Below are 16,875 nucleotides of genomic sequence, written 5' to 3'. Positions count from 1 at the left end.
TTTTTCACGAACAGTTGCTTTAGAGGTGATAGCCAATGCTGAGCAAAGATTTAGAAGTAACCTTAAATCTTGCCTTTAAAGGTGCCAGGTCGAAACGACATGAGTTTATGACCGTTGAGCATCTCTTGCTGGCCTTAATTGATAATGATTCTGCTGCGAGCGTTCTCAGAGCTTGTGGTGCGGATCTCAACGCTTTGCGTAAAGACCTCATTGAGTTTGTGGACTCTACCACGCCATTAATTCCTGAGAACGATACCGAGCGTGAAACCCAGCCTACATTGGGATTTCAGCGTGTGTTACAGCGGGCTGTCTTTCATGTGCAGTCTTCTGGCAAAAAAGAGGTTACAGGCGCCAACGTGCTCGTTGCGATATTCAGTGAGCAGGAAAGCCAGGCGGTTTACTACCTTAAACAGCAGAGTGTTGCTCGTATCGATGTGGTGAATTTCATCACCCATGGTATCTCGAAGGTGGCAGGGCATGATGAGCACCATGATGACCCGGCTCAGGATTTAGGTGATGAGACCAGTATTGGAGGGGATTCTCCATCTCAGAGCCCGCTGGAATCATATGCCACTAATCTGAACGAAGAAGCCATGCTGGGTCGCATTGACCCGCTGGTAGGACGTCAGAATGAAGTTGAGCGAGTGTGTCAGATTTTGACACGCCGTCGCAAAAACAACCCCTTGCTGGTTGGTGAGTCCGGTGTGGGTAAAACGGCTATTGCTGAAGGTCTTGCCAAGCGAATTGTGGATGGCGAAGTGCCGGAAGTATTGGCAGCCAGTGTCGTCTACTCATTGGATCTGGGTTCTCTGTTGGCAGGCACCAAGTACCGTGGTGACTTTGAGAAACGCTTTAAGGGTTTGTTGGCAGAGTTGAGAAAGCAGGACCATGCGGTGCTATTTATCGATGAGATTCACACCATCATCGGCGCCGGAGCGGCCTCCGGCGGCGTCATGGATGCTTCTAATCTGCTGAAGCCACTGCTGACTTCCGGTGATCTTCGCTGCGTGGGCTCTACCACGTTCCAGGAATATCGCGGTATTTTTGAGAAGGATCGCGCACTTTCCCGCCGTTTCCAGAAGGTGGATGTCAACGAGCCGAATGTGGACGATACCTATTTGATTCTCAAGGGGCTGAAGAGCCGTTTTGAGGAGCATCACAATCTTCGCTACACCGATACGGCCCTCAAGGCTGCGGCGGAGCTTTCAGAGCGCTATATTCCTGATCGTTTCATGCCGGATAAAGCCATTGATGTCATTGACGAGGCGGGGGCTTATCAACAGCTGTTGACCCCCTCAAAGCGTAAAAAAGTCATCGGTGTTCAGGATATCGAAGCCGTGGTTGCGAAGATTGCACGTATTCCACCGAAAAGCGTGTCCTCCTCCGATCGCGATCAGCTGCGTAATCTCGATAGCGATCTGAAAATGACCGTATTTGGTCAGGATGAAGCCATTGATGCATTGTCCACTAGCATCAAGCTCTCGCGCGCAGGTTTGAATGTCGCTGAAAAACCCATTGGTTCCTTCCTCTTTTCCGGGCCGACTGGTGTGGGTAAAACCGAGCTCTGTAAACAGCTGGCTACCTCGCTGGGTGTAGAGCTGACACGCTTTGATATGTCCGAGTACATGGAGAGGCATACGGTCTCCCGCTTAATCGGGGCGCCTCCTGGTTATGTTGGCTTTGATCAAGGCGGGTTGCTGACTGACGCTGTGACCAAGCACCCACACAGTGTGGTTCTGCTGGATGAGATCGAGAAGGCACATCCCGAAGTCTTCAATTTGTTATTGCAGGTGATGGACCACGGTACCTTGACTGACAACAACGGGCGCAAGGCAGATTTCCGCAATGTCATCCTGGTGATGACAACTAATGCCGGCGCTGAAGAGATGAGTCGTGCGTCAATTGGCTTTAAGCGTCAGGATCATAGCTCGGACGGCATGGAAGTGATTAAGAAAATGTTCACTCCGGAATTCCGTAACCGCCTCGACTCGATCATTCAGTTTGGTCCGTTGACGATTGATGTCATCAAAACCGTCGTCGATAAGTTCCTGGTACAGCTGCAGTCTCAGCTGGATGACAAGCGTGTGACCTTGAATGTCAACAACGAGGCCCGTGAATGGCTGGCGGTGCACGGTTATGATGAGAAAATGGGCGCGCGCCCAATGGCTCGATTGATTCAGGAGAAACTCAAGAAGCCTCTTGCAGAAGAGGTGCTATTTGGTGATTTGTCCAGCAATGGCGGTGTGGTCGATGTTGTGTTGGAGGATGACGAGCTGACGCTGAAGGTGAAGGTTGCGGCGTAGGTCGCAACCTTTCTGATGCAAAAAAAGCTGGCTGCTGGATAAAGCAGTCAGCTTTTATATCACTTGCCGATGAGGCAACAATAGTCACGGACGACAGCCGGCAACAAACTCTGAAGTTCAGAGTTTGCATTGTTGAAGTTAGCAGGAGGTGTGCCTCAGTAGCGAGGGCTGTAGCTTGTGTTTCTAGCTACCGGTGTTCTTGCTAGGTGTACTTCTTGCCGGAAGTGCCAAGTGCCGTGCTGCAAGGTATCTTATGCAGTATTAGCGGGCGCGGTAAGTAATGCGGCCTTTGCTGAGATCGTAAGGAGTCAGCTCTACCTTAACCTTGTCACCCGTTAAGATACGGATGTAGTTTTTGCGCATTTTACCTGAGATGTGTGCGATAACGACGTGGCCGTTCTCAAGCTTCACTTTAAATGTAGTGTTAGGCAGGGTGTCTACGACTTCCCCTTCCATTTCAAAATTATCTTCTTTTGCCATTCGGCAATGTCCTCAATTACGATGAAATCTGGATGCCCGGATTCGAGCAGGCGTGAATTGTGCCTGAAAATGCTCTGTGAGCCAATAGCTGGGCTAATTTATCCTCACCCAACGGTTGTTCGTGAGTAATTCCAGAGGACGATATTGGGTTTTATAGCTCATTTTGTCGCAATCCTTAATCCAGTAGCCCAGATAGACACTATCCAGATTCAGACGACGGGTCAGTTCGATCTGCCATAAAACCGCGTAAACACCCAGGCTGCGGCGCTCTTCGCTGGGATCGAAGAAGGTGTAGACCGCGGAGTAACCATTATCCATTCGATCGGTGACTGCAACAGCAATTAAGCGCCCCTCATCCCGAAACTCCAGGTATTCAGTAACGCCCCATTCGCGGGTAAGAAAGCTGGAGTATTGTTCTCGTGAGGGAGGGTACATGTCGCCGTCTGCATGCCGTTCCTCAATGTATCTGGCATAGAGCTCATAATGCTCGTCGGTATTAATGTCGAGGCTGCTGGATACCATCAGGTCGGCGTTCCGATTCCAGCATTTACGCTGTTTGCGATCGGCTTTGAAATGCCGGACAGGGACTCTGGCTGCAACACAAGCTTGACAGTTTTGGCAGTGTGGTCGGTAAAGGTGTTTACCGCTGCGGCGGAATCCGCTTTCGGACAGGGTAGTGTACAGCTGAGCGTCTATTTTTTGATTGGGGTCGACAAAAACTGTTGTGGCTTCTTCGTCCGGCAAATAACTGCACCCATGTGGGTGAGTCGCGAAAAGTCGAATGTGCGCCAAATCACTCATGCTACAACCTTTAGGGTATAGATTAAGTGGATGAATCACTGAGAAGCGTGGCAGGCCAGCGAGCTTTCAGTGCGTCGATGTTATAAGGTGTTTCAAATGTGTTGTTTTCAGGAATTCCGGTGTCCTGGGTTCTGTCCGTGTCTTTATTAATCGAATCTCTATTAATCGAATCTCTATTAATCGTGTCTCTATTAATATAGCTTACCAGATACTCTTCAAAAGTTTTCCGACTCACTTCTCTGGCACCGAGACTGCTCAGATGATGGGTGTGAACCTGGCAGTCAATGATTCCGAAATTAAGCGCATCTAATGCCTGAATGAGTGTGATAAAGCCGTATTTTGAGGCATTGCTGGCTCGGCTGAACATGGACTCACCAAAAAACACCTTACCCAGAGCGATACCGTAAAGACCTCCTATCAGATCCTCTCCATCCCAGACTTCAACCGAATGCGCAAAACCCAGCTGGTGAAGATGGATGTAAGCCGCTTGCATCTCTTCAGTGATCCAGGTCCCATCCTGATCGTCTCGTGGTTCAGCGCAGCTTTCTATTACCTCTTCAAACGCGGTGTCAGTGGTCACCCTGAAAGGGGCCTTGCGGAGCAGCTTGCGCATACTTTTGGAAATATGCAGCTCGGAAGGTTTTAGCACAAGCCTCGGCGAGGGGCTCCACCAGAGGATGGGCTGACTTTCGTCAAACCAGGGAAAGATGCCACGCTGATAAGCCGCTAACAGTTGTGCAGGGCTCAAATCGCCACCGACGGCCAAAAGACCATTGGGATCTGTGAGGGCAAGTCGGGTAGAGGGGAAGTCGGTTGAACCGGGTTCAAGCCAGGGTAGTTGAGTCATGTATATGCCGATTGTGTGGTGGCATGGGTGAAGCGGCGAAAGTATATAGGTTTTTCAGGCTAATAGTTTTCGAGACTACTAGGTTTTTCAGACTATTAGTTTTTCCAGACTATAGAGATTGTTCAGGCTATGGGCATTATAGCCCGTAGCCTGTCCAGGACCTGGGTTTTACAGGTCGTCGAGGAACTTCTCTGCATCCAGGGCAGCCATACAGCCAGCGCCGGCAGAGGTAATCGCCTGACGATAGACATGATCTGCCACGTCACCGGCTGCAAATACACCGGGAACACTGGTGCTGGTGGCTTCGCCGTTGAGGCCACTTTTGATGATGATGTAGCCGTCTTTCATGTCCAGCTGGCCGGCAAAGATATCGGTGTTGGGCTTGTGTCCAATTGCAATAAAGACGCCAGCAACATCAATTTCCTGAGTGCTGTCATCTTTCATGCTTTTTAGGCGCAGGCCGGTGACACCAGAATCATCACCTTGAACTTCATCCAGAGTGTGGTCCCAAATGATATTGACGTTGCCATTCTTGGCTTTCTCAAGAATTTTGTCTTGCAGGATTTTCTCGGAGCGCAGCTTGTCACGACGATGGATCAGAGTCACTTCTGATGCAATGTTGGACAAGTAGAGGGCTTCTTCCACAGCGGTGTTGCCGCCACCGACAACCGCGACTTTCTGGTTGCGGTAGAAAAATCCATCACAGGTGGCGCAGGCACTAACACCTTTACCCATAAAGGCTTCTTCGGAAGGTAAGCCTAAATATTGAGCAGAAGCGCCAGTCGCAATAACCAGTGCATCACAAGTGTAGGTGTTGCTGCCTTTCAAGGTGAAAGGGCGTTTGGACAGGTCTGCTTCGTGGATATGGTCGAAGAGGACTTCAGTGTCAAAGCGCTCGGCATGCTGTTGCATTTGTACCATAAGATCTGGACCTTGAAGGTCGGCAACGCCGCCAGGCCAGTTCTCAACTTCAGTGGTAGTGGTCAGCTGGCCACCCTGTTGCATGCCGGTGATCACAACCGGTTTCAGGTTTGCGCGAGCTGCGTAGATAGCAGCGGTGTAACCAGCAGGGCCAGAGCCCAGAATGATGATCTGATGGTGCTGAGCGTCACTCATGGAGAAATCCCAAATTTGGTGAATCGAAAATAGATGAATCTAAAAGTGGGCTAATGATAGGGAAATCTGGAGTGCACGACCAGTAGGCAGCAACAATTAACTTAATTGGCGGCTACTATGCTGAGGCCACCGGTTTCCTGTGGGGATCACCGTCGGATAGCTACTTTCTGGATACCGAAAAGGTGCGGCTTTTTGAAGCTGATTGACGTGTAAGCATGTATTTTAAGCAGCTCAAGCTGCATCTTGATGAATTTATGAGCGATTCGACCTGACTGCACACAAATATGCATAAAAACGATAAAAACAGCCCCATCACAGGACAATCCCAACAGGAATGATAGAATGGGCAACAAAACCAGCCCGCCGATTTGGGGCTCCTTATAAAGTGAAGACCGGGTGAATCTTTGAAATCTTCCAACAACACCGTTACGCAAAAAAACGAAACCGATCGGGGTGTACCTCTGCGCATACTGAAAGAGGGGGCGTTGATCGGCCTTGTGGCGCTGTGTCTGTACATTTTAATGGCTCTGGTGACTTACTCACCAACCGATCCGGGTTGGTCTCGTACAGCTACAGGTGACTCACTGCAAAACGCAGGAGGGGTGTTTGGAGCCTGGCTTGCAGACGTTTTCTACTCCTTGTTTGGTTATATGGCGTTTTTGTTCCCCTTGCTGATCGCCTATCGTGCGTGGCTGGTATTCAGAGACAGAAGTCATCCCGTTCCTTTTGACGCGGTGGTTGCAGGATTGCGCTTTGTCGGTTTTGTTCTTGTGATGTTGGCTGCAACAGCTCTGGCGTCCATGTATTACGGAGTTCACTCTGACAGCTTGCCGTTTTCAAACGGGGGAATCCTGGGCTCGAGTGTCGCTTCAGGTGTTGAGGCCGCGTTCAGTTATACCGGCGGTACTCTGTTGTTACTGGCTGTGTTTCTGTTTGGCATGACGGTATTCACGGATCTGTCCTGGCTGGCCTTAATGGACAACATTGGACGTTTCACTCTGAATACCATCGATAATATGGGGTCTCGCTGGAGAGCTTATCGACAAAATCGTCAGGAAAAGCAGAAAGTTGAAAAGGTTCAACAAGAACGCAAGGTGGCTATTGAACGACAGGTTGAAAAACAGAAAGTACGCACGCCGCCGAAAATTTCTGAGCCCGTCAAAAAAGCCAAGCCAAGCCCGCGGATTGAAAAGGAAAAGCAAAAGTCTTTGTTCGATACTCAAGTGGTTGGGGAATTACCACCGATTAACTTGCTGGACCCGGCCGATAAAGCCAGTGGCAAAGGGTATTCAAAAGAATCCCTGGAAGGCATGTCCCGACTGCTCGAACTCAAGCTAAAAGATTTCAATGTCGATGCCGAGGTGGTCTCCGTTCTGCCAGGGCCAGTGGTCACACGTTTTGAGTTGCAGCCAGCAGCCGGTGTTAAAGCCAGCCGAATTACCAATCTCGCAAAAGATCTGGCTCGTTCTCTGGCGGTCATCAGTGTGCGGGTTGTTGAAGTTATTCCTGGCAAATCGGTGGTTGGTATCGAAATTCCGAACGAACATCGGGAGATGGTGCGCCTCAGTGAGGTCCTGGCTTCGGATGTGTACGACAATTCCAAGTCACCTCTGACCATGGCCTTAGGTCATGACATCGGAGGTGAACCGATTGTAGCCGATCTCGCCAAAATGCCTCACTTGCTGGTTGCTGGTACTACCGGTTCCGGTAAGTCAGTGGGCGTGAATGTGATGCTGCTGAGCTTGCTTTATAAGTCGACGCCAAAAGAAGTTCGCCTGATACTCGTCGATCCGAAAATGCTGGAATTATCGATTTATGAGGGCATTCCGCACCTGCTGACTCCAGTGATTACCGACATGAAAGATGCCTCCAACGGCTTGCGCTGGAGCGTGGGCGAGATGGAACGTCGTTATAAATTGATGGCGGCCATGGGTGTGCGGAACCTCGCTGGCTTTAACCGTAAGGTTGAAGAAGCCAACAAGCGTGGTGAGCCGATCCCGGATCCACTGTTTAAGCCAGAAGAGCATTTTGAACCGGGCTCCGAAGAGGCAACACCGCCGAATCTGGAAACCCTGCCTGCTATCGTCATCGTAATTGACGAGTTTGCCGACATGATGATGATTGTCGGTAAAAAAGTGGAACAGTTAATCGCTCGAATTGCCCAGAAGGCTCGTGCGGCAGGTATTCATCTGATACTGGCAACTCAGCGTCCGTCCGTCGATGTGATTACCGGTCTGATTAAAGCAAACGTTCCCACTCGAATTGCATTCCAGGTTTCATCCAAGATCGATTCAAGAACCATCCTGGATCAGGGTGGTGCCGAGCAGCTTCTTGGTCACGGGGATATGCTGTACCTGCCGCCAGGCACCAGTGTGCCGCTACGTGTGCACGGTGCTTTTGTGGATGATCACGAAGTTCATAACGTTGTTGAAGACTGGAAGCGACGTGGAGAACCGGATTATCTCGAAGGCGTGATTGATGACAGTACCAACAGCATTCCAGTACCGGGTCTGGCGTCGGAAGGCGAAGAGGGCAGTGATGAAGAGTCGGATCCTCTCTACGATGAAGCGGTAGCGTTTGTTTGTAAAACCCGTAAAGCCTCGATTTCTTCCGTGCAACGTAAGCTGCGTGTAGGTTACAACCGGGCGGCTCGCCTGATTGAAACGATGGAAGCCGCAGGGGTCGTCAGTGAAATGGGCACGAACGGTAACCGTGAGGTGCTGGCGCCACCGGGGCCAGAATAGTTTGATATTCATTGCAGGGAATGACGGGGTTGTTCAGTCTACTTTCAGCTTTTATGTCATAGGCTGTCAAACAACCTACAACATGAATCAGGATCATACCGTATGAAGAATTTGCTCACTTCCACTTTGCTTGTTGTCAGCGGTCTACTTCTGTCTATTCAGGTGACTGCCAACTCAGCGGTAGAATCGTTGGTTTCTCAGCTGTCTCCCGTCAGTGCGCTGAGCGGCCATTTCTCACAAGTTCAAAAGGATGCAGAGGGCGAAGTGCTGTCTCGTTCCAGTGGCGATTTTGTCATGCAGCGTCCGGGGTTATTGAGATGGGAAACCGTAGCGCCGTTTCCGCAGTTATTGGTTACCGATGGAAACCGCATTTGGTTGTACGACGAAGACCTTGAGCAGGTGACGATCAGCTCTGTATCGGACAACCTGAATCAGACTCCTGCGATTATTTTTTCCGGAGACCTGAAAAAAATAGAAAACCAGTTCTATGTGGTTGAAAACGACGCTGTGCAACAAGGGAAATCTGATTTTACGCTCAGACCGAAAAAAACCGGTGAAGCCTATCAGCGTCTGGATATTACCTTTGAAGACGAGTTGATCAAGACGATGGTGATTCTGGACAGTTTCGGTCAAACCACCCAATTCGACTTAACCGATGTTAAGGCAGAAAACAGCAAGCCAATCAGTGATTTTCAGTTTCAGCCTCCGGAAGGCGCGGATGTTCTGAAGCAGGACTGATTTAAGCGATCTTTTTTTAATACATCAATCTTCAATACACCAATTTTCAATATAAAGGGCCTCGCCAATCATTTTTTATGGCTGATTTATTTTCTCAGGACATTTACCAGCCATTAGCTGCTCGTATGCGGCCGAGGCACCCGGATGAATACATCGGTCAGGATCATTTGTTTGCTCCCGGAAAACCGCTTCGTGAGGCGATTGTCCGTAAGCAATTGCACTCCATGGTTCTGTGGGGACCGCCGGGCGTGGGTAAAACCTCCATGGCGAAAATGATTGCCGATATCAGTGATGCCCATTTTGAGACGGTATCTGCCGTACTGGCCGGTGTGAAAGACATTCGCGCCGCCGTTGCCACTGCCCAGCAATTGCAGCAGCAGTCAGGCCAAAAAACCATCCTGTTTGTTGATGAAGTCCATCGTTTTAACAAAGCACAGCAGGATGCTTTTTTGCCCTTCGTTGAAGATGGTACGGTGATCTTTATCGGTGCCACCACCGAAAACCCTTCTTTTTCGCTCAATAACGCGTTGCTGTCTCGCTCCCGGGTTTACGTGTTGCGAAATCTCGAACACGAGCACCTGATGCAAATGCTGCAACAAGCGATTAAGGATACGGAACGAGGCCTGGGAACGGGTTCCTGGAGTATTGATGAAGACGTTCTCAGTACTCTGGCTCATGCCGCCGACGGAGATGGGCGAAAAGCATTAAATCTGCTGGAGGTTGCCAGTGACCTGGCCGACGAAGTGGATGGTCAGAAAACCATCACGGAAGCTGCCGTACAGGAAATACTGGCAAACGATGTTCGCCGCTTTGATAAAGGCGGTGACGTCTTTTATGAGCAGATATCCGCGCTGCACAAATCCGTACGGGGGTCATCGGCGGATGGCGCTCTTTATTGGTTTGCACGTATGATCGACGGCGGTTGCGATCCGCTCTACATCGCACGAAGAGTCGTACGCATGGCCAGTGAAGATATTGGTAATGCCGATCCCCGTGCTCTACAGATCTGTCTGAACGCCTGGGAGACCCAAGAGCGACTTGGCAGCCCGGAAGGGGAGCTGGCTATCGCTCAGGCCTTGACGTATTTAGCCGCTGCACCTAAGAGCAATGCGGTATATAAGGCTTTTAACGAAGCTATGGCGGATGTAAAATCCCAACCCAGCTACGATGTGCCTATCCATTTAAGGAATGCACCGACCAAGCTGATGAAATCGCTCGATTATGGTAGAGAGTATCGTTATGCACACGATGAACCGGGTGCCTATGCTGCCGGTGAGTGCTACTTTCCAGAAGACCTGGAGCCCAGACACTACTACCGTCCTGTAGATCGGGGTCTGGAACAGAAAATCAGCGAAAAGCTTCGCTATCTCGAAGAGTGTGACAAGGCCAGTGATTGGCACCGATATCAGGAGTAATCCGGTTGAGGACTCCCAACTGGAAAATCATCAATATGGATGACAGGCTGCCACTCCGGTGAGCCATCAGCATTAGGAACTAGAAATGATTTGGCTGGCAGTAGCAATCGGTGGCGCCATAGGCGCATTGGGACGATACAGCGTTACAGCCTACCTGTTTCCGGTAATGGCGAACCGCTTTCCACTGGGCACGTTAACGGCCAATGTGGTGGGTTCTTTGTTGATGGGTATCTGTTATGTCCTGATTATTGAAAAGGGCGTCATCGCACCTGAGTGGCGCAATCTACTGATGACCGGTTTTTTGGGCGCATTTACCACCTTTTCTACTTTTTCTCTTGATGCCGTAACCCTCTGGCAAAATGGTTACGGACAATTAGCGTTAATCTATGTTGCCATCAGTGTTTGTGCCTGTGTATTGGCTGTTGCCTTGGGCATTGAATGTACTTTACGACTCGTTTAATTGGTTAGAACTATGCTAGACCCCAAATTTATACGTACCAACCCCGAAGAAACTGCCAAAGCCTTGCAAAAGAAAGGTTTCACGTTGGACGTATCGTCTCTGGTTTCACTGGACGAAGAGCGCAAAGCCATTCAGGTGAAAACGGAAAACCTGCAGCAGGAACGCAATACCCGCTCCAAAGGCATTGGTCAGGCGAAAGCCAAAGGTGAAGATATTGCACCTTTGCTCAAAGAAGTCGATGACCTGAAACAACAATTGAGTGAGGCTGAAGCACAGCTCAATACAGTTCAGGCGCAGATGGAAACTATCCTCAGCGGTATTCCTAATGTTCCAGCAGATGCCGTGCCCGAAGGTGCGGACGAAGAAGACAATGTGGAAATCCGTCGCTGGGGTGAGCCAAAATCATTTGATTTTGATGTCAGAGACCATGTGGATCTTGGTGCGTCACTTGGCGGGCTGGATTTTGATACGGCATCAAAGATTACCGGTTCCCGTTTTGCGGTGATGCAAGGCGGAGTTGCGCGCCTGCACCGTGCGTTGACTCAGTTTATGCTCAACACACACACCGGCGAGCACGGCTATGAAGAAGTGTATGTGCCTTACGTGGTGAATCGTGATTCTCTCTATGGCACGGGACAGTTGCCAAAATTTGAAGACGATCTGTTTAAGCTTAACGATGAGCGGGATTTTTACCTGATTCCAACCGCCGAGGTGCCGGTCACCAATATCATGCGTAACGAAATAGTGCGCGACGCTGAGCGTCTGCCTATTCGCTATGTCTGTCATACGCCGTGCTTCCGCTCAGAAGCGGGCAGCCATGGTCGCGACACCCGCGGCATGATTCGTCAGCACCAATTTGAGAAGGTCGAACTGGTTCAATTTGTCCGTCCGGAAGACTCTGATGCAGCTCTGGAACAATTGACCGGTCATGCAGAAGCTATTTTGCAAGCCCTGGAGTTGCCGTATCGTACTGTCATTCTGTGTGGTGGCGATCTGGGCTTTTCTGCTGCCAAAACTTACGATATTGAAGTCTGGGTTCCATCTCAGGACAAATACCGTGAAATCTCTTCTTGCAGTACCTTTGGTGATTTCCAGGCGCGCCGAATGAAAGCACGCTTTAAAAACCCTGACACAGGTAAGCCCGAATTACTGCATACGCTGAACGGTTCCGGCCTGGCGGTAGGACGCACGCTGATTGCCGTACTGGAAAATTACCAGCAAGCCGATGGCAGCGTGCTGATCCCTGAAGCTCTCAAGCCTTATATGGGAGGGCTTGAAAAAATCGGCTAGGCTTGAGTTAAGGAGAACTCGCTATGGAATATTTCCCTCTCTTCCTTAAGCTTGCTGGCCGTTCTTGTCTGGTCATTGGTGGAGGCAATATTGCCTCCCGCAAGGTCTCCTGGCTGTTAAAGTCGGGAGCTCAGGTTCATGTCATTTCGCCAGAAATCAGCTCTGCGCTGAATGAATGGTCTGTTTCGCCCGAGTATTCAGATCAGTTGTCGCTTGAACTTTGTTCAAACGTTGCCGTTGCACGGTTGCCGCTGGAGAAACAGTTTTTGGTGGTAGCAGCCAGCAGCGATCGACAACTCAATCAACAGATTGCCGAACAGTGTCAGACGCTTGATGTTCATTGTAATGTCGCCAGTCGAACCTCTCTTGGCGATACAATCCTGCCATCCATTATTGATCGATCTCCGGTTGTTTTGGCTCTACACAGCGGTGCCCGATCACCCACAGTGACCCGTTATCTAAAGCGTCAGCTGGAAGCTTTTGTGCCGCGGAAACTCAGTGCTTTAGTCAGTTGGGCCGAACACTGGCGTAAAACCGTCAAGCAGCGCTTACCTTCCGAGGTCGTCCGCCAGCGCCTATGGGACAGAGTGTTGTCCGGTATGGTTGCTGAACATCTGTATGACGGTCAGGCTGTCAGTGCCGACACCATCATGGAGCAACACCTCGAAGAGGCCGAGTCTGGACAACTATGGGGAGAAGTCTTTCTGGTGGGAGCAGGACCCGGTGATCCTGAATTACTGACCCTCAAAGCATTGAGACTGATCCAGCAGGCCGATGTTGTTCTCTATGATCGTCTGGTCTCTGACCCCATCTTGGCCTTGTTGCCGTCAGACTGCGAACGAATTTATGTGGGCAAACGACAAGCCGATCACGCTGTCCCTCAGGTAGAGATCAATCAAAGACTGGTAGATCTCGCCAAAGAAGGGCGTAATGTTCTGCGACTGAAGGGCGGTGACCCGTTTATCTTTGGTCGCGGGGGAGAGGAAATTGAATTGCTGGCTGACTCTGGCGTCTCTTTTCAAGTAGTGCCAGGCATCACAGCAGCTTCGGGTTGTGCGAGCTATGCGGGTATTCCTCTGACCCACAGAGATCATTCACAATCGGTGCGTTTCATTACCGGACATCTGAAAAGTAATCAGGTCAACCTGGAGTGGCCCGAGCTGGCAGCTCCGAATCAGACTCTGGTATTTTATATGGGATTGTCCGGGCTGAACGAAATCTGTCGTTCTTTAATTGAGTATGGGCGAAATGAGCAAACGCCCGCAGCCATTATTGAAAAGGGCACCACGCCTCAGCAAAGGGTGATCACCGGAACTTTGGCTACACTGCCAGCTTTGGTCGTTAGCAAAAACGTGTCGGCCCCCACATTGCTGATTGTCGGTGAAGTGGTTCAACTGCAGATCCAGCTGGCCTGGTTTAATTATACGCCCGAAGGGTTGGCCTGACGCGAACAGCGCCTAAGTCGAAAGTGTTATATTGAGTGCCAATCATACAAGTTGTATTATGTATGCTCGCAGAGTATTTCGGTGGAATGATGACATCGGTTCTATTGAATGTGGACATTTATAATGTGGGCATTAATAAAGGAGCTTAAATGATGGTCAGGATTGGACCAAAAAACCCGGTTACCGGCAGTTCATCTGCAGGAAAATCGGGAAAAACCTCTGGTCCCTCCAAGCGGATCATAAACACGCCTTCTTCTGAGGTCTCTACATCGGTACATAATGAGACCCCTTTGGAGGGTGAGCTGATCGTCAAACCTGTCAATAAGGCCTTTGGCTACCTTCAGGATCAGACACAAAACCTCATGCACGATCGTCGTCGCACTCCAGATCGTCGCAAGCAGCGCGCTGACAAGCCATATCTTGATGTCCGGACAGGCAGAGGGCGTCGCAAGACAGACCGCAGCTCCAAGCTGGATATCGAAGCCTAAAATCAAACTGTTTAAGGCTGCTTATAACTGCAAACTATCGCGCCAATTTAAACTATTGCTTTAGGCAATGGTCTACATTCCTTTCTTGATCCATTAAACTAGTCCCAATATTTCAGTTCAGCCAAGGGTTAGTTATGTCTGCTTTTGATTTCGATTTATTCGTCATTGGTGCCGGGTCCGGCGGAGTTCGCGCAAGCCGGATGGCTTCAGGGTTTGGTGCTCGCGTAGCCGTTGCCGAAGACACCTTCCTGGGCGGCACCTGCGTCAATGTCGGTTGTGTCCCCAAAAAACTCTTTGTCTATGGATCACATGTCCCTGAAGAGGTTGAAGCAGCGGCAGGTTACGGCTGGAGTGTTGCCAAGCCTGAATTTGACTGGCCGACTCTGCGAGACAACAAGACCAAAGAAATTCAACGCCTGAATGGCATCTACGGCAACATACTGGCTAATGCGGGTGTCGAGCTGATTGAAGGGCGGGCAACCATCGTTGATCCAAACACGGTAGAGGTAAACGGTAAACAGTACTCCGCCGAGCGAATTCTGATCGCCACCGGTGGCTGGCCGAAGATCCCGGAAATACCCGGAGCTGAGCACATCATCAGCTCTAACGAAGCTTTTTATCTGGAAGACTTTCCCAAGCGGGTCATGGTTCTAGGCGGCGGTTATATCGCGGTTGAATTCGCCGGAATTTTCAACGGCCTGGGTGCCGAAACAGAATTGATCTATCGCGGCCCGCTGTTCCTGCGTGGTTTCGATCAGGAGGTAAGGGAGTTCACGGCCAATGAAGTTGCTCAAAAGGGCGTAAAACTGACTTTTGACACCAATATTGAGAGTGTCGAAAAGCAAGCCAGTGGTGAACTGAAGGTCGTTCTGACTGACGGTAGCGAGAGAATTGTTGACTGCGTTATGGCGGCGACAGGTCGCGCGCCCAAAATCGATGGCTTAGGGCTCGAAAACACGTCCGTCAAACTCACAGAGAGCGGCACCCTGGCGGTTAACGATGATTATCAAACCGACGAATCCAGTATCTACGCCATTGGCGATGTCGTAGGACGGATGGAGTTGACGCCAGTTGCTCTGGCTGAGGGCATGGCTCTGGCAAAGACCCTGTACAACAATCAACCGACTCGCGTGGATTATGAAAACATCGCGACTGCCGTTTTCTGTCAGCCCAATATTTCAACGGTAGGTTTGACTGAAGAGCAGGCTCTCGAAAAAGGCATGCGCCTTCGTATTTATACCACCAGTTTCAAACACATGAAGCACACGCTATCCGGCCTCGCTGAGCGAACTTTCATGAAACTGCTTGTGGAAGATGGCACGGATAAAGTGGTGGGTTGTCATATGGTGGGGCAGGATGCCGGTGAGATTATCCAGGGCATTGCTGTTGCGATGAAAGCCGGTGCGACCAAAGCTGATTTTGACTCGACCATTGGCATCCACCCTACGGCGGCTGAAGAATTTGTCACCATGCGAGAGGCGACACGCACCGTAGGCTAAGGCCTAACGCAAGGTAATATCCACACATCAGTCCAATAGAAAGACATGTGACACTAGCCGAAGCTCTCATCGTAGCGCTTCGGCTTTTTTATGAGCTGGTAAAAAGATTTCTGCGGTTGTCGTGACCTGTGCACAGTGAAATCAGAGCGCGGAAGACAGTTCTGTCTATACTTCAGGGTAGGGTTCGAAATAAGACTCGAAAATAAGACGCGAAAGTAAGATCACGCAAGTAAAGCTCGGGTCGGCAAAGAAGATAGGGGTTAATTACCACCAGACGTTTTCCTATTGATGCAAAGCGGGGTATCTATGTTGTTCAAAGCATTTGCAGCGTTCTATTGGTCTTTATATCGTCAATACACATGGCAGCCCGTGTGGTTAATGTCGGACACGCCGGAAGATTACCACTTTCACCGACGTCGCTTTACTCAGAAATACCGCAACAAACAAAAGATTGTACGCAGTCTGTGGTTTACCATGTCATTGTTGGTACTGGCTTTTCCTGTGATGCCATTCGCAGCCTTTGTCACGATGTTCACCACTTTTTTGTCCTTCTGCATTCTCGATGAGACCGAATAGCCCGTACTTTTCTCATTGAGATCGTCCGCTTTAATCTCTTCGTAATTTATCGCTGACCGCAATGGGGTTCGGGTAATTGAAGATCACGATGTAGCTGGATACCAAAAAGGTAATGATCGCCGTCGCCTGAATCAGGACAGATGCTTTCTCGCTGATCAAGGCTGCATTGGACGCAACAAACACAATCAGCAGCGAAAACTCACTGATTTGCCCTAAACGGAAACCAATATCCCAGGCCAGTCCCACGGTTTCGCTCTGGCGGTGCAACAGAAATCGGAACACCAGAGGTTTGATGATCAGGATGGCTGCCGCCAAGACGACACTGGCCAAGAGTACGTCAGAGAGCAATCCGAGATCGAAGCGTGCCCCCAGAGAAAAGAAAAACAGTATCAGAAAGAAGTCCCGCAATGGCTTAAGGCTGATGGCAATGTATTGCGAGATTGGACTGGTTGCTAGCGTAATTCCCGCAATAAATGCACCGATCTCGGCAGATAAGCCCGCCAGAACCGCCAGTTCCGCACAGCCCATGCACCAGCCGATGGCCAGCAGGAAAATGTATTCGTGAAAGCGGTCGAATTTCAGGATTAATTTGAGTAGTACGAAGCGAACGAAGCAATAAGCGAAGGCTGCCAACAACGGCAGAGTCATAAACGTGAATGCCAGCTGCGACAAG

General features: G+C 50.1%; 15 protein-coding genes. 10 read left to right on the top strand and 5 right to left on the bottom strand.

What is annotated here, in order from left to right:
* The first annotated feature begins 35 nt into the window (after nt 1–35).
* On the top strand, nt 36–2,303 hold the full coding sequence (clpA, locus tag ACTG33_RS07425) for an ATP-dependent Clp protease ATP-binding subunit ClpA (RefSeq protein ID WP_439134567.1): 2,268 nt from the start codon (nt 36–38) through the stop codon (nt 2,301–2,303).
* A gap of 261 nt (nt 2,304–2,564) precedes the next feature.
* Here clpA and infA read toward each other — a convergent pair whose 3' ends face one another.
* From infA to trxB, 4 genes are all read right to left on the bottom strand, one after another.
* Nucleotides 2,565–2,783, bottom strand: a complete 219-nt coding sequence (gene infA, locus ACTG33_RS07420; protein ID WP_167183922.1) for a translation initiation factor IF-1 — start codon at nt 2,781–2,783, stop codon at nt 2,565–2,567.
* A gap of 93 nt (nt 2,784–2,876) precedes the next feature.
* Nucleotides 2,877–3,584 (bottom strand): arginyltransferase, encoded by a 708-nt coding sequence (locus ACTG33_RS07415; protein ID WP_439134566.1) that lies wholly within the window; start codon nt 3,582–3,584, stop codon nt 2,877–2,879.
* A gap of 22 nt (nt 3,585–3,606) precedes the next feature.
* Nucleotides 3,607–4,431 carry a leucyl/phenylalanyl-tRNA--protein transferase gene (aat, locus tag ACTG33_RS07410; protein WP_439134565.1) on the bottom strand — a complete coding sequence of 275 codons (825 nt, stop codon included), beginning with the start codon at nt 4,429–4,431 and terminating at the stop codon, nt 3,607–3,609.
* 168 nt (nt 4,432–4,599) lie between these two features.
* Nucleotides 4,600–5,547 (bottom strand): thioredoxin-disulfide reductase, encoded by a 948-nt coding sequence (gene trxB, locus ACTG33_RS07405; protein WP_439134564.1) that lies wholly within the window; start codon nt 5,545–5,547, stop codon nt 4,600–4,602.
* Between the two features lie 404 nt (nt 5,548–5,951).
* Between trxB and ACTG33_RS07400 the strand changes: the two genes are divergently transcribed.
* The 9 genes from ACTG33_RS07400 to ACTG33_RS07360 all read left to right on the top strand — a co-directional run bounded on the left by ACTG33_RS07400 (nt 5,952) and on the right by ACTG33_RS07360 (nt 16,202).
* Complete coding sequence (locus tag ACTG33_RS07400; protein ID WP_439134563.1) at nt 5,952–8,291, top strand: DNA translocase FtsK; 2,340 nt, start codon at nt 5,952–5,954, stop codon at nt 8,289–8,291.
* Nucleotides 8,292–8,393: 102 nt separating this feature from the next.
* Nucleotides 8,394–9,029: an outer membrane lipoprotein chaperone LolA gene (gene lolA, locus ACTG33_RS07395; protein WP_439134562.1), complete on the top strand. Its 636-nt coding sequence runs from the start codon at nt 8,394–8,396 to the stop codon at nt 9,027–9,029.
* A gap of 77 nt (nt 9,030–9,106) precedes the next feature.
* Complete coding sequence (locus ACTG33_RS07390; protein WP_439134561.1) at nt 9,107–10,444, top strand: replication-associated recombination protein A; 1,338 nt, start codon at nt 9,107–9,109, stop codon at nt 10,442–10,444.
* Between the two features lie 85 nt (nt 10,445–10,529).
* Nucleotides 10,530–10,904, top strand: coding sequence for a fluoride efflux transporter CrcB (gene crcB, locus ACTG33_RS07385; protein WP_439134560.1), 375 nt, complete (start codon nt 10,530–10,532; stop codon nt 10,902–10,904).
* A gap of 12 nt (nt 10,905–10,916) precedes the next feature.
* A complete protein-coding gene (gene serS / locus ACTG33_RS07380; protein WP_439134559.1) occupies nt 10,917–12,194 on the top strand; it encodes a serine--tRNA ligase in 1,278 nt (425 codons plus the stop codon).
* 23 nt (nt 12,195–12,217) lie between these two features.
* Entirely contained in the window at nt 12,218–13,639 is a 1,422-nt protein-coding gene (gene cysG, locus ACTG33_RS07375) for a siroheme synthase CysG (protein WP_439134558.1), read from the top strand.
* 149 nt (nt 13,640–13,788) lie between these two features.
* Nucleotides 13,789–14,127: a hypothetical protein gene (locus ACTG33_RS07370; protein WP_439134557.1), complete on the top strand. Its 339-nt coding sequence runs from the start codon at nt 13,789–13,791 to the stop codon at nt 14,125–14,127.
* Between the two features lie 134 nt (nt 14,128–14,261).
* On the top strand, nt 14,262–15,626 hold the full coding sequence (gorA, locus tag ACTG33_RS07365) for a glutathione-disulfide reductase (protein WP_439134556.1): 1,365 nt from the start codon (nt 14,262–14,264) through the stop codon (nt 15,624–15,626).
* Nucleotides 15,627–15,932: 306 nt separating this feature from the next.
* A complete protein-coding gene (locus tag ACTG33_RS07360; protein WP_439134555.1) occupies nt 15,933–16,202 on the top strand; it encodes a hypothetical protein in 270 nt (89 codons plus the stop codon).
* Between the two features lie 30 nt (nt 16,203–16,232).
* Here ACTG33_RS07360 and ACTG33_RS07355 read toward each other — a convergent pair.
* Nucleotides 16,233–16,875, bottom strand: a 643-nt coding sequence (locus tag ACTG33_RS07355; protein WP_439134554.1) for a cation:proton antiporter domain-containing protein, incomplete at its 5' end; no start/stop codon positions are given.

This window comes from Pseudomaricurvus sp. (genome assembly GCF_965662505.1).
In the GTDB taxonomy this organism is placed as follows: domain Bacteria; phylum Pseudomonadota; class Gammaproteobacteria; order Pseudomonadales; family Cellvibrionaceae; genus Pseudomaricurvus.
This window is presented reverse-complemented; position numbering and strand designations above follow the sequence as displayed.

Excerpts from the sequence above, each read along its gene's own strand:
- serS (WP_439134559.1), top strand. The coding sequence starts at position 10,917 with ATGCTAGACCCCAAATTTATACGTACCAACCCCGAAGAAACTGCCAAA.
- crcB (WP_439134560.1), top strand. The coding sequence starts at position 10,530 with ATGATTTGGCTGGCAGTAGCAATCGGTGGCGCCATAGGCGCATTGGGA.
- trxB (WP_439134564.1), bottom strand. The coding sequence starts at position 5,547 with ATGAGTGACGCTCAGCACCATCAGATCATCATTCTGGGCTCTGGCCCT.
- ACTG33_RS07370 (WP_439134557.1), top strand. The coding sequence starts at position 13,789 with ATGATGGTCAGGATTGGACCAAAAAACCCGGTTACCGGCAGTTCATCT.
- ACTG33_RS07415 (WP_439134566.1), bottom strand. The coding sequence starts at position 3,584 with ATGAGTGATTTGGCGCACATTCGACTTTTCGCGACTCACCCACATGGG.
- lolA (WP_439134562.1), top strand. The coding sequence starts at position 8,394 with ATGAAGAATTTGCTCACTTCCACTTTGCTTGTTGTCAGCGGTCTACTT.
- gorA (WP_439134556.1), top strand. The coding sequence starts at position 14,262 with ATGTCTGCTTTTGATTTCGATTTATTCGTCATTGGTGCCGGGTCCGGC.
- ACTG33_RS07360 (WP_439134555.1), top strand. The coding sequence starts at position 15,933 with ATGTTGTTCAAAGCATTTGCAGCGTTCTATTGGTCTTTATATCGTCAA.
- infA (WP_167183922.1), bottom strand. The coding sequence starts at position 2,783 with ATGGCAAAAGAAGATAATTTTGAAATGGAAGGGGAAGTCGTAGACACC.
- aat (WP_439134565.1), bottom strand. The coding sequence starts at position 4,431 with ATGACTCAACTACCCTGGCTTGAACCCGGTTCAACCGACTTCCCCTCT.
- ACTG33_RS07390 (WP_439134561.1), top strand. The coding sequence starts at position 9,107 with ATGGCTGATTTATTTTCTCAGGACATTTACCAGCCATTAGCTGCTCGT.
- clpA (WP_439134567.1), top strand. The coding sequence starts at position 36 with ATGCTGAGCAAAGATTTAGAAGTAACCTTAAATCTTGCCTTTAAAGGT.
- cysG (WP_439134558.1), top strand. The coding sequence starts at position 12,218 with ATGGAATATTTCCCTCTCTTCCTTAAGCTTGCTGGCCGTTCTTGTCTG.